The 12,966-nt window shown below is 39.7% G+C and carries 10 protein-coding genes and 1 pseudogene; 10 read left to right on the top strand and 1 reads right to left on the bottom strand.

The window, feature by feature from the left end; genetic code table 11:
• Window positions 1–43: 43 nt before the first annotated feature.
• The 4 genes from rplS (at window position 44) to BN1082_RS01905 (ending at window position 3,117) form a co-directional block, all read left to right on the top strand.
• Window positions 44–388, top strand: coding sequence for a 50S ribosomal protein L19 (gene rplS / locus BN1082_RS01920; RefSeq protein ID WP_090630090.1), 345 nt, complete (start codon window positions 44–46; stop codon window positions 386–388).
• A 212-nt stretch (window positions 389–600) separates the two neighbouring features.
• A complete protein-coding gene (gene lepB, locus BN1082_RS01915; protein WP_090630087.1) occupies window positions 601–1,161 on the top strand; it encodes a signal peptidase I in 561 nt (186 codons plus the stop codon).
• 17 nt (window positions 1,162–1,178) lie between these two features.
• A complete protein-coding gene (gene ylqF / locus BN1082_RS01910; RefSeq protein ID WP_090630083.1) occupies window positions 1,179–2,051 on the top strand; it encodes a ribosome biogenesis GTPase YlqF in 873 nt (290 codons plus the stop codon).
• A 298-nt stretch (window positions 2,052–2,349) separates the two neighbouring features.
• Window positions 2,350–3,117 (top strand): ribonuclease HII, encoded by a 768-nt coding sequence (locus BN1082_RS01905; protein WP_090630080.1) that lies wholly within the window; start codon window positions 2,350–2,352, stop codon window positions 3,115–3,117.
• A 292-nt stretch (window positions 3,118–3,409) separates the two neighbouring features.
• On the opposite strand, the pseudogene BN1082_RS01900 reads toward BN1082_RS01905, so the two are convergent.
• Window positions 3,410–3,899, bottom strand: a pseudogene (locus tag BN1082_RS01900) (transposase); the annotation flags it as partial.
• A 492-nt stretch (window positions 3,900–4,391) separates the two neighbouring features.
• Between BN1082_RS01900 and sucC the strand changes: the two are divergent.
• The 6 genes from sucC to hslV all read left to right on the top strand — a co-directional run bounded on the left by sucC (window position 4,392) and on the right by hslV (window position 12,961).
• Complete coding sequence (sucC, locus tag BN1082_RS01890; protein WP_090630077.1) at window positions 4,392–5,552, top strand: ADP-forming succinate--CoA ligase subunit beta; 1,161 nt, start codon at window positions 4,392–4,394, stop codon at window positions 5,550–5,552.
• Between the two features lie 23 nt (window positions 5,553–5,575).
• Complete coding sequence (gene sucD / locus BN1082_RS01885; protein ID WP_090630074.1) at window positions 5,576–6,478, top strand: succinate--CoA ligase subunit alpha; 903 nt, start codon at window positions 5,576–5,578, stop codon at window positions 6,476–6,478.
• Between the two features lie 370 nt (window positions 6,479–6,848).
• Window positions 6,849–7,727, top strand: coding sequence for a DNA-processing protein DprA (dprA, locus tag BN1082_RS01880; RefSeq protein WP_090630072.1), 879 nt, complete (start codon window positions 6,849–6,851; stop codon window positions 7,725–7,727).
• A 347-nt stretch (window positions 7,728–8,074) separates the two neighbouring features.
• On the top strand, window positions 8,075–10,153 hold the full coding sequence (gene topA / locus BN1082_RS01875; RefSeq protein WP_090630069.1) for a type I DNA topoisomerase: 2,079 nt from the start codon (window positions 8,075–8,077) through the stop codon (window positions 10,151–10,153).
• 511 nt (window positions 10,154–10,664) lie between these two features.
• Entirely contained in the window at window positions 10,665–11,972 is a 1,308-nt protein-coding gene (trmFO, locus tag BN1082_RS01865; RefSeq protein ID WP_090630065.1) for an FADH(2)-oxidizing methylenetetrahydrofolate--tRNA-(uracil(54)-C(5))-methyltransferase TrmFO, read from the top strand.
• 446 nt (window positions 11,973–12,418) lie between these two features.
• Entirely contained in the window at window positions 12,419–12,961 is a 543-nt protein-coding gene (hslV, locus tag BN1082_RS01860; protein WP_090630063.1) for an ATP-dependent protease subunit HslV, read from the top strand.
• Window positions 12,962–12,966 lie beyond the last annotated feature (5 nt).

Below are 12,966 nucleotides of genomic sequence, written 5' to 3'. Positions count from 1 at the left end.
GTTAATAGTTTGTATGAGCATCTGTTGGAAGGAGTTGAAAACGATGCATAAATTAATTGAGGAAATCACAAAAGAACAACTTCGTTCTGATCTTCCAGCTTTCCGTCCTGGTGATACAGTACGTGTTCACGTTAAAGTTATCGAGGGTACTCGTGAGCGGATTCAGTTATTCGAAGGTGTTGTGATTAAGCGTCGTGGTGGTGGAATTAGCGAAACTTTTACAGTACGTAAGATTTCTTACGGTGTTGGCGTTGAGCGTGCATTCCCATTACACACACCAAAAATTGCGAAGCTTGAAGTAATTCGCCGCGGTAAAGTCCGCCGTGCTAAGCTTTACTACTTACGTGAACTTCGCGGTAAAAAAGCAAGAATCAAAGAAATTCGATAAACAAAAGGGGGCTTGCATTGCAAGCCCTTTTTTTAAACGAAAAGAAACCATTTACATCAATAATTATCCAGTTCCAGTACCTGGTAAAGAACGCTTTCACAATTAAAAATATTAAAGTTTAATTAAAAAATCATCTCCCATCGTGTTAAATCGGTTGAAGTTATGTAAAATAAGCTCAATAAAACTTTTTTTAGTGATTGGTGGGTATTTGAATGACAAAAAAGAAAAATGAACTTTGGGAATGGACGAAAGCACTGTTAATTGCCGTTATCCTCGCTGCAGTTATTCGTTATTTCCTATTTGCTCCAATCGTGGTTGATGGGCTATCCATGATGCCAACATTAAAGAATCAGGATAGAATGATTGTCAATAAATTGTCTTATGAAATTGGCAAGCCTCAACGATTTGATATTATCGTTTTCCATGCACCAGAAAACAAAGATTACATAAAGCGGGTTATTGGTCTTCCAGGTGATAAAATTGAGTATAAAAATGATACATTATATGTCAATGGTAAAGCGTATAAAGAACCATATTTAGATGAGTATAAAAAACAAGTAACAGATGGACCGCTAACAGATCCGTTTACCTTAGATGAAACAGCAGTGGGACAAAAGACAGTTCCTAAAGGGGAATTGTTTGTTATGGGTGATAACCGCCGCTTTAGTAAGGACAGCCGACATATCGGCGCCGTTCCGATGAATAAAGTCATCGGTAAGGCAACCGTCGTATATTGGCCGTTAAAGGATGCCCATTTTGTTAAATTGAAATAGAGTTTGGAGGTGGCACTTTGACGATTCAATGGTTTCCAGGCCATATGGCAAAGGCTCGCAGAGAGGTCACAGAAAAATTAAAGCTTGTAGATATTATCTTTGAATTAGTTGATGCACGTATTCCATACTCTTCCAGAAATCCGATGATAGACGAAATTATTCAGCACAAGCCAAGACTGGTTTTATTAAACAAAGCTGATATGGCGGATAGAGAAGTGACCAAACAATGGATTGCCTTCTTTAAAGAAAAAGGAATCAGAGCGTTAGCTATTAATTCTCAGGCTGGAGAAGGAATGAAAGAAATTGTTCAGGCTTCTCATGAAATTTTAAAGGAAAAATTAGATCGCCTAAGAGCAAAAGGAGTCCGGCCAAGGGCGATTCGTGCCATGATTGTTGGGATTCCAAATGCCGGTAAATCCACTTTAATTAATCGCTTGGCGAAAAAAAACATTGCTAAGACAGGGAACACTCCTGGTGTGACGAAAGCTCAGCAATGGATTAAAGTAGGAAAAGAGTTGGAGCTATTGGATACCCCTGGGATTCTTTGGCCGAAGTTTGAAGACCAAGAAGTGGGAATGAAGCTGGCGATCACTGGGGCAATTAAGGATACCCTATTAAACCTTCAGGATTTAACAGTATATTCGTTAAGGTTTTTGGAAAAAGCCTATCCTGAACGGCTTAAAGAGCGATATCAGCTCGATAATTTACCGGATGATGTTGTCGCCATATTTGACCACATTGGAAAGCTGAGAGGCTGTTTAATGGGCGGTGGATTGATCGACTACGATAAAGTAGCTGAATTGGTAATCCGTGAAATTAGACTTGAAAAATTCGGTCCGCTTTCCTTCGAGCGGCCGCAAGATATGCAAATTGAAGAGAATAATGTGTAAGCTCTCCTTTGGAGGGCTTTATTTTTCTATAGGCTATGTTAAAGAACATTGCTGATTTTGCCACTATGTTGATTGGAGCGGAAGGTGCGAGATCCTCGAAAATGCTATCGCATTTCCTTCGTGCGGTGTTGATTCAAAGATGCTGATTCAACGTCCTGCGGGAGTACGGGGCAGGGGAGACCCCGGAGGCGCTACAGCGGCGAGGAGGCTCCCCGGACAGCCCGCGGATGCTCGCTTCTTGAGCGGAAATCAACAGCCATGTTTAACATAGCCTTTAAATAAAACTTAGGTGAATGATATGAAAAAGCAAACAATCAAACAAATTGAAAATCAGTTATCGACAATTTCGGATGAGTCCCACCCTTTCTTGCAAGAAGTTGTAAAGGATGAAAGAAAAGGTGTTCAAAATCTATTAGCCAAATGGAAAAAAGAAAAAGAGCGGGAAAGGTTCTATGAGGCTAAATTTATCGACATGACACAATATGAGAGAAAATATCGAGCACAAGGATTTCAGTGGATCGCAGGTATTGACGAAGTTGGCAGAGGGCCACTTGCGGGTCCGGTAGTTGCTTCCGCTGTTATTTTGCCAGAGGATTTTTTCTTACCCGGGATTGATGATTCAAAAAAGCTGTCTGAAAAAAAACGAGAAGAATATGCTGAAAAGATTAAATCAGAGGCAATAGCTTTTAGCATTTCTATGATAGATCCAGAAGAAATTGACAGAATAAATATTTATGAGGCCACAAAAAAAGCAATGCTATCAGCAATAGCCTCCCTAGATATTAAACCTGATTTATTATTAATTGACGCCATGAAGCTTGAAACGCCTTATGAATCTGAATCAATTATCAAAGGGGATGCCAAAAGTGTTTCTATTGCAGCTGCTTCCATTGTAGCAAAAGTTGCAAGAGACCGTTTAATGATGGAAATATCTGCATCTTATCCTGTTTATCACTTCGAGCAAAACATGGGATACGGCACGAAGGAACATATAAAAGCCATTGAAGAGCATGGAATAACTCCGTATCATCGAAAAAGTTTTGCACCAATTAAAGATTTATATTAGAGTAAAATTCTTAATGGAAATCAGACGGTATCAGTCTGTTCGGATTGTCGAGAAAGGGTATTTTTCTCGGCAATTTTTTATTTTGTCAGAATCTATATACCAAATTTATTGATTGTCCATGCAAATGGGCCAGTTGATTTCCGCTCCGGGCACTCGCTTTCCGCGGGGAGGTCCTGGAGCCTCCTCGGCGCTATGGCGCCTGTGGGGTCTCCAGTGACCTCTCTATCCCGCAGGAGTCGAGTGCCCTCCGCTCCAATCAACAGGGAGGTAAATCAACCTAAAGTATTGCAACCACTTCCACTTCTTGTTTTGTAAACTTGTGTTTATTTGCATTTGCTTTTAAATGAGTTGAATCCGTAAATAAAACACGACCACCGACCATCTTGTGATTGATTGCCTGAAGAACAATTTCATCAAAAATTTCCTGAAAGATATCAGTGTCTTTAAAACGATGTTGCCGATTCCAACTAATTGTAGAGTGATGGGGAACCGGATCATGGAATTTCAAACCTAAGAACCAGCGGTAGGCAATGTTCATTTTTATTTCCCTTTCTAGTAGTCTCTCAGAACGAATGCCGTAAAGATAACCAATAAACATCATTTTAAAAAGAATAAGGGGATTAGTAGGGCGACTGTTGTCATCGCTAAAAAAAGGGCGAACTTTTTAAGAAAGAAAAATCAATATATTTATCGATCAAACGGAGGAGATGTTCGTCAGGAACTAATTCATCAATAGACACAAATTCATATTCACTTTGGCTAGACTCTTTTGGATTAAACATTGATTTCACAACGTCTTTTTAATATTTATTAGTTGAGTTGAAGGTCTTATTGAAACACTCTGTTGATTGGCGCGGAAGGCACGAAGACTCCTGCGGGAGTACGGGGCAGGGGAGACCCCGCAGGAGCAAAGCGACGAGGAGGTTCCCCGGCACGCCCGCGGAAAGCGAAGTGCCTGGAGCGTCAATTAACAGACAAGTTGAAAGCCGATATATACTAATAATATTATAACAAATTAACGCGGTTGATTGTTAAAGTAATTGAATAAAATAAGAGGATGCCGAGGGTTTTTCGACAGCCTGAACAGATGGTATCAGTCTGTTTTTATTATTTTTAAAAAATAATAACCTTATAAAAACCGAATAAAAAGGCTAAAAATCAAGTCGAAATTTAAAAGGAATATAATTTTTTTGCATAATGGTGGACAAGAAAAGTATCTACATATAAAATGAAAGCGCAGTCTAATTTTTAAGAGTTCGATAGGAGGATGGGAAATGAATATCCATGAGTATCAAGGAAAAGAGATCCTCAGAAAATACGGGGTTAATGTTCCAAATGGAAAAGTTGCATTCACGGTTGAAGAAGCTGTGGAGGCTGCTAAATCTCTTGGAACACAAGTATGTGTAGTAAAAGCGCAAATCCATGCAGGCGGAAGGGGTAAAGCCGGCGGTGTAAAAGTTGCGAAAAACCTAGATGAGGTTCGTACATATGCTAACGAAATTTTAGGAAAAACATTGGTTACACACCAAACAGGTCCTGAAGGAAAACAAGTGAAGCGCCTTTTAATTGAAGAAGGCTGCGACATCAAAAAAGAATATTATGTTGGTTTAGTTTTAGACCGTGCTACTTCTCGTGTCGTGTTAATGGCCTCAGAAGAAGGTGGAACAGAAATCGAAGAAGTTGCAGCGAAAACACCGGAGAAGATTTTTAAAGAAGTAATCGATCCGGCAATTGGCTTACAACCATTCCAAGCACGTCGTATTGCTTTCAACATAAATATTCCAAATGAACTAGTAAATCAAGCGGTAAAATTCATGATGGGTCTTTATACAGCATTTATTGAAAAGGACTGTTCTATTGCTGAAATTAATCCATTAGTAGTTACTGGTGACGGTAAAGTTATGGCGTTGGATGCTAAGTTAAACTTTGATTCAAATGCTTTATATCGTCAAAAAGATGTAGTAGAGTATCGTGACCTAGAGGAAGAGGATCCGAAAGAAATTGAAGCCTCAAAATATGATTTAAGCTATATCACATTAGATGGAAACATCGGCTGTATGGTTAACGGTGCTGGGCTTGCGATGGCAACAATGGATATCGTTAAGCATTACAGCGGGGATCCGGCAAACTTCCTTGATGTTGGGGGCGGTGCCACAGCTGAAAAGGTAACGGAAGCGTTTAAAATAATCCTTTCTGATTCACACGTAAAAGGGATTTTTGTCAATATTTTTGGCGGAATCATGAAATGTGATGTCATTGCTGAGGGTGTAGTAGAAGCAGCAAAACAAGTCGGACTTACCATTCCACTTGTTGTTCGTTTAGAAGGAACAAATGTTGACTTAGGTAAGAAGATCCTTGCTGAGTCAGGTCTAAACATTGTTGCAGCAGAATCTATGGCTGATGGCGCACAAAAAATCGTTTCATTGGTGAAATAGGATCCATAGAAAGGGGAATTAACGTGAGCGTTTTTATTAATAAAGATACGAAAGTTATTGTTCAAGGGATTACAGGTGGAACAGCCCGCTTTCATACGAAACAAATGCTTGAATACGGCACGAAAATCGTTGGTGGGACCTCTCCTGGTAAAGGTGGTCAAGAAGTAGAAGGAGTACCTGTTTTCAACACAGTGAAGGAAGCTGTAGAATCAACTGGTGCTAATGCTTCTGTAATTTATGTTCCTGCTCCATTTGCAGCTGATTCCATTATTGAAGCTGTTGATGCTGAATTAGATTTGGTTATTTGTATTACAGAACATATTCCTGTATTGGATATGGTAAAGGTAAAACGTTACATGGAAGGCAAGAAAACTCGTTTGGTCGGTCCAAACTGCCCAGGAGTTATTACCGCTGATGAATGTAAAATTGGGATAATGCCTGGCTATATTCATACTAAAGGCCATGTCGGCGTAGTTTCTCGTTCAGGAACATTAACATACGAAGCTGTACACCAATTAACACAAGCTGGTCTTGGTCAAACAACGGCTGTTGGTATTGGTGGGGACCCAGTTAACGGAACCAACTTCATTGATGTTTTAAAGGCGTTTAATGAAGATCCAGAAACATATGCAGTGATCATGATTGGTGAAATCGGCGGTACTGCTGAAGAAGAAGCTGCTCAATGGGTGAAAGCCAATATGACGAAGCCTGTTGTCGGCTTTATTGGAGGACGTACGGCACCTCCTGGAAAGCGTATGGGCCATGCTGGAGCCATTATCTCAGGTGGTAAAGGGACAGCTGATGAAAAAATCCGCGTAATGAATGAATGCGGCATTAAAGTGGCTGAAACACCGTCCGTTATGGGTGAAACATTAATCGAAGTATTGAAAGAGCAAGGCTTATACGAAAAGTGTAAAACCCACTAGAAAAGTGGAAGAAAGACAATTATCAAAATGTAAATAACATCTAAGATGCTATACAGATAGTCCCTCATGACCTGAGGGACTATTTCTGCATATTAAAAAGGCTGCGTTAAAGGTCATTGTTGATTTTCGAAACAATGTTGATTGAAGCGTAAGGCACGAGATTCCTCGAAAATGCTATCGCATTTCCTTCGTGCGGTGTTGATTCAAAGATGCCGATTCAACGTCCTGCGGGAATACGGGGCAGGGGAGACCCCTACAGGCGCTTAGCGCCGAGGAGGCTCCCCGGAACGCCCGCGGAAAGCGAAGTGCCTGAAGCGCAAATCAACAGGCAAGTTTAAAGCTATTAAAAAAATTAGTAGGAGGAAAATATATGGATGATTTCAAAGAAAAATTAATACATTTGCTGCATTATCCGAATATCACATGGAACAAGGTTTTTCAAATTCTGAAGAAGGATCCGATGCTTTCTACCCTTTACAGTCTTTTTCCTGATTCCATCGACAAGGATCCAATCTTTCCTCTCAATGACTTCACACCAACTCCTAGTGTTACTCTTCAGTCTGATATCATCCATGAACAAATCCGACAATATGAAACAAATGAAATTAATGTTATTTCCATTTTTGATAAGGAATATCCAAGTCTATTAAAAGAAATTTACCAGCCGCCTTGGGCATTATTTGCAAAGGGAGACCTTTCTCTCCTAAAAAAAGACCCGATGCTTGCTGTTGTAGGTTCACGCCAAGCTACCCAGTATGGAAAAAATGCGATTAGGTTCATCTTTCCAGAATTAATTCAAAAAGGGGTTCTCATTGTAAGCGGTCTAGCAAAGGGCATTGATACTCTCGCTCATGAATACGCCATTAAAAATGGAGGAAACACCATTGCTGTAATCGCGGGTGGGTTATATCATATCTATCCTAAGGAAAATATGAGTTTAGCAATAGAAATGATGAAAACACAGCTAATCCTCTCGGAATATCCCCCTGATACAAAGCCCCTTAAATGGCATTTTCCTGCAAGGAATCGAATTATTAGCGGTCTAGCAAAGGGCACCTTAATCATTGAAGCAAAACGAAAAAGCGGCTCCTTGATTACAGCAAATTATGCCGTAAACGAAGGAAGGGAGGTTTTTTCGTTACCGGGAAGCATTTTTAATCCCTATTCAGTTGGTGCAAACGAGATCATCCAACAAGGTGCAAAATTAGTGACAAGTGCAGAAGATATCCTAGTTGAAATTAGATTGTAAACATAGGTAAGATTGAATAACGGTATTAAATTCCTGTGTTTTTTTCAGTCTTTTATTGAATAAATTAAGAAATTAGAAAAAAAAGGTTGAAATTATTTGAAAGATGTTATACATTTTGCAACAGATGTTCGAAAAAAAGAATATATGAATGTATGCTCAAATATTACTTATTAAAAACGAGAAAAAAATTTTGGGATAATGCACTTTTGTAAGTATTTTCTCTGCTCCATGTTGAAATAACTGGAATTTAAGGAAAACTTCTCAAATTGAAAGCGGCTAGAATTGGGCTTTTGCCTGCATTAAGGCGCTTCCATCACTTTTATATCCCTCTTAAGGAGGATTATTGAATGTCAGAGTTTCTAGTAATCGTCGAATCGCCTGCAAAAGCAAAAACGATTGAACGATATTTAGGGAATAAATATAAAGTAAAAGCATCTATGGGTCATGTTCGGGATCTGCCTCGAAGTCAAACGGGTGTAGACGTTGAACATGGTTTTGAACCTAAATATATTACCATTCGCGGTAAAGGTCCTGTTTTAAAGGAATTAAAAACGGCTGCTAAAAAAGCAAAAAAAGTCTTTCTCGCAGCTGACCCTGATCGTGAGGGGGAAGCTATTGCTTGGCATCTTGCCCATAGCCTTGATGTTGATATCCAATCAGACTGTAGAGTAGTGTTTAATGAAATCACGAAGGATGCCATTAAAGAATCATTTAAGCATCCGCGTCCAATAAACATGAATTTGGTTGACTCACAGCAAGCCCGCCGGGTTCTAGACCGCCTTGTCGGCTACAATATTAGTCCACTTCTTTGGAAAAAAGTAAAGAAAGGATTAAGTGCTGGGCGTGTTCAATCGGTTTCTGTTCGGTTAATCATCGACCGTGAAAAAGAAATACAAGATTTTACTCCGGAGGAATATTGGACACTTGAAGGAGAATTTCTAAAGGGGAAGAACCAATTTAGTGCTAATTTTCATTCTTTTATCGATGTGGGCAAAACAGAACTAAAGTCGGAACAGGATGTTAAAAATGTGTTAAAGCAGATGAAAGGAAATAAGTTTAAGGTTATTTCCGTTTCTAAAAAGGAACGAAAAAGAAATCCTGCTCCAGCCTTTATAACGTCTTCCTTACAGCAGGAAGCAGCAAGAAAGCTGAATTTCCGTGCCAAAAAAACGATGATGCTTGCTCAGCAGCTTTATGAAGGCATCGAACTTGGAAAAGAGGGAACGGTCGGTCTCATTACTTATATGAGAACAGATTCCACCCGTATATCTGAGATTGCTCAAGTGGAGGCTGCTAATTATATTCGTGAAGAGTATGGTGAAGATTACACAAAAGAGGAACAAAGAAAAGAAAAAAAACAATCGAATGCTCAAGATGCACATGAAGCGATTCGCCCCACTAGCACATTACGTGAACCTAATCATATAAAAGAGTTTTTATCTAGAGATCAATTTCGTCTATATAAATTAATTTGGGAGCGTTTTTTAGCAAGTCAAATGGCACAGGCTGTAATGGATACAATGAGTGTAGATTTGCAGAATGGGAATGTCTTATTCCGGGCAACAGGCTCCAAAGTTAAATTTCCTGGATTTATGAAGCTTTATGTTGAGGGCTCTGATGATCAGGTAGAAGAAAAAGAGAAAATGCTCCCTGATTTAAAAGAAGGAGACGAAGTGCTTAAGAAGGATATGGATCCAAAGCAGCATTTTACTCAACCACCTCCGAGATACACTGAGGCCCGACTAGTTAAAACATTAGAGGAATTAGGTATCGGTCGTCCGTCAACCTATGCCCCTACATTGGATACGATTCAGAAGCGAGGTTATGTTGCACTTGATAACAAGCGCTTCGTTCCAACGGAGTTAGGAGAAATCGTCCATGAATTAATGTTTGAGTTCTTTCCAGATATCCTCGACGTGGAATTTACAGCAAAAATGGAACGGGATTTAGATAATGTAGAAGAGGGTAAAGTTGCCTGGGCCGACATCATTGATGAATTCTATCGAGATTTCGAAAAGCATTTAGAAATAGCCGAGAAAGAGATGCAAACGGTGCAAATTAAGGATGAGCCTGCGGGAGAGGATTGCGAAAACTGCGGAAGCCCGATGGTATTTAAAATGGGTCGATTTGGAAAATTTATGGCATGCAGCAATTTTCCGGATTGTCGAAATACAAAACCAATTGTAAAAGAAATCGGTGTTACTTGTCCTAAATGTAAGGAAGGTCAAATCATTGAACGAAAAAGCAAGAAAAAAAGACTTTTTTACGGTTGCAACCGTTTTCCAGAATGTGATTTCATTTCTTGGGATAAACCATTACCAAGAAGTTGTCCGAAGTGTGAAGGGCTGCTTGTAGAAAAGAAATTAAAAAAAGGTATTCAAGTTCAGTGTATTGAATGTGATTACAAGGAAGAGCAGCAAAGTTAGAGGGTGGGCTAAGCTCACTCTTTTCATTTGTCTAGCTCCAGCGCCTAGGGGCTCGGGGTCATAAGCCAATCCGTCCTGAAGGTTAAAAAGCAACCTTCACGCCGGCTCGGCTTATGCCTGTCGCCCCTGACCAAGGCGCTTCCGCTTTTCTTATTGTCTAGCTCCAGTGCCTAGGGGCTCGGGGTCATAAGCCAATCCGTCAAGAAGGTTAAAGAATAACCTTCATGCCGGATTGGCTTATGCCTGTCACCCCTGACCAAGGCGCTTCCGCTTTTCTTATTGTCTAGCTCCAGCGCCTAGGGGCTCGGGGTCATAAGCCAATCCGTCAAGAAGGTTATAGAACAACCTTCATGCCGGATTGGCTTATGCCTGTCACCCCTGATCAAGGCGCTTCCGCTTTTCATTTGGTTAAAAGGTATAGTACAATGCAAGATGGACTTAAAAATGGGAAAGGTAAACATAGATTGCACTGAAACTTTAAATTTGAAAAAATAGAGAGGAAAGATATACAATGAGTGACGTTACCATTAACGTAATTGGTGCTGGTTTGGCGGGTAGCGAAGCTGCTTGGCAGATTGCTAAACGCGGTGTGAAAGTGCGCCTTTATGAGATGAGACCAGTAAAACAAACACCTGCTCATCATACAGATCAATTTGCTGAATTGGTGTGCAGTAATTCACTTCGTGCAAACACATTAACAAACGCTGTAGGTGTGTTAAAGGAAGAAATGCGGCTACTTGACTCTGTTATTATTGCTTCGGCTGATGCTTGTTCTGTACCGGCAGGAGGAGCTCTTGCTGTAGATCGCCATGAATTTGCTGCAAAAGTTACTGATTTAGTAAAAAATCATGAAAATGTTACCGTTATGAATGAAGAGGTTAGCGATATTCCAGATGGTCCTACCGTCATTGCAACAGGCCCGTTAACGAGTCCGGCATTATCAGAAAGGCTGAAGACCTTAACGGGTGAAGATTATCTTTATTTTTATGATGCTGCAGCACCGATCATTGAGAAAGAGAGTATTGACATGGATAAAGTCTACTTGAAATCTCGATATGATAAAGGTGAAGCGGCCTACCTAAACTGTCCTATGACGGAGGAAGAATTTAACCGTTTTTATGATGCCTTAATTAGTGCAGAAACAGTACCATTAAAAGAATTCGAAAAAGAAGTATTTTTTGAAGGTTGTATGCCGATTGAAGTGATGGCAGCTCGGGGAAAGAAAACGATGCTATTTGGTCCATTAAAGCCTGTTGGATTAGAAGACCCAAAGACAGGAAAACGACCATATGCTGTTGTCCAGCTTAGGCAGGACGATGCTGCAGGCACGCTCTTTAATCTTGTCGGCTTTCAGACTCATTTAAAATGGGGAGCTCAAAAGGAAGTATTTCAATTAATTCCTGGGCTTGAAAATGCAGAAATTATCCGTTATGGGGTAATGCACAGGAATACTTTTATCAATTCTCCCAAGGTACTAAAACCAACATATCAATTTAATAAGCGGGAAGATTTATTTTTTGCTGGCCAAATGACAGGTGTTGAAGGGTATGTGGAATCAGCAGCCAGTGGGTTAATCGCGGGCATGAATGCTGCACGGCTCGTTCAAGGACTCCAACCAGTAGAATTTCCTGCTGAAACTGCAATGGGAAGCATGGCTCGTTATATTACAACTGCAAACGCTAAAAATTTTCAACCGATGAATGCGAATTTCGGACTATTTCCAGACCTACCTATCCGAATAAAAGGAAAACAGGAAAGGAATTTGGAACACGCTAATCGAGCTTTAGAAACAATTCAGAACTTTATGAAGTTTTTGTAAATTCCATTGCAAGGGCTATAGAAGTATGTTACGATTTAGTAACGATTGTGAATTGATTTGTATGATAAATGTGAATAATTTATTAAAATTAGTTATTCACTGTTTACAAATGGTGAGGAATTACTCAAAATACACTTGAACATTACCAACATGATATCAGTGATTTCTTTATAAGTATCTTAACAAATAATTACAATTGGAAAAGATTCATGTGTAGTTGGATAAAACAAACCTTGATTTCAATATACGAGATAAAGTTATTTAAAAAAATACCAACCTAACAAGTTACATACGAACGCGAAAGCAAACGTATATGTCTTATATTCGAAGGGCATAAATGTATATGGTTTTTTCATAGGTTTTAAATAGTTCTAACAAGAATCGTGAAAGATACGAAGCGTCATTGATTGTCTAAGTAGAAAACTCCCAGAAGGAGGGACCATTTTATGGATCAATTCCATGCTACCACGATATTTGCGATTCAACATAATGGAGAATGTGCTATGTCTGGGGACGGGCAAGTAACATTCGGTAACGCTGTTGTGATGAAACACACTGCAAGAAAAGTAAGAAAGATATTTAATGGGAAAGTATTGGCTGGATTTGCCGGCTCTGTTGCTGATGCATTTACCTTATTCGAACTTTTTGAGGGAAAATTAGAGGAATACAATGGAAATCTCCAAAGGGCAGCAGTTGAGCTCGCCAAAGAATGGCGAAACGACAAAATGCTTAGGAAACTTGAGGCGATGTTGATCGTAATGAATCGTGAATATTTACTTCTTGTTTCAGGTACTGGAGAAGTCATTGAACCAGATGACGGAATTCTTGCGATTGGTTCTGGTGGTAATTATGCATTAGCCGCAGGGCGTTCTCTTAAAAAATTCGCTGGTGACCATTTATCTGCGAAGGAAATTGCCAAAGCCTCTTTGGAAATAGCTGCTGAAATATGTGTTTATACGAACCAAAACATTATTGTGGAAGAGCTATAACCGAA

Source organism: Neobacillus massiliamazoniensis (genome assembly GCF_001048695.1).
GTDB lineage: Bacteria > Bacillota > Bacilli > Bacillales > Cytobacillaceae > Neobacillus > Neobacillus massiliamazoniensis.
This window is presented reverse-complemented; position numbering and strand designations above follow the sequence as displayed.

What these genes read in the sequence shown, in the direction of transcription:
- lepB (WP_090630087.1), top strand. Translation starts at nt 601, where the DNA reads ATGACAAAAAAGAAAAATGAACTTTGGGAATGGACGAAAGCACTGTTA.
- sucC (WP_090630077.1), top strand. Translation starts at nt 4,392, where the DNA reads ATGAATATCCATGAGTATCAAGGAAAAGAGATCCTCAGAAAATACGGG.
- rplS (WP_090630090.1), top strand. Translation starts at nt 44, where the DNA reads ATGCATAAATTAATTGAGGAAATCACAAAAGAACAACTTCGTTCTGAT.
- dprA (WP_090630072.1), top strand. Translation starts at nt 6,849, where the DNA reads ATGGATGATTTCAAAGAAAAATTAATACATTTGCTGCATTATCCGAAT.
- trmFO (WP_090630065.1), top strand. Translation starts at nt 10,665, where the DNA reads ATGAGTGACGTTACCATTAACGTAATTGGTGCTGGTTTGGCGGGTAGC.
- topA (WP_090630069.1), top strand. Translation starts at nt 8,075, where the DNA reads ATGTCAGAGTTTCTAGTAATCGTCGAATCGCCTGCAAAAGCAAAAACG.
- hslV (WP_090630063.1), top strand. Translation starts at nt 12,419, where the DNA reads ATGGATCAATTCCATGCTACCACGATATTTGCGATTCAACATAATGGA.
- BN1082_RS01905 (WP_090630080.1), top strand. Translation starts at nt 2,350, where the DNA reads ATGAAAAAGCAAACAATCAAACAAATTGAAAATCAGTTATCGACAATT.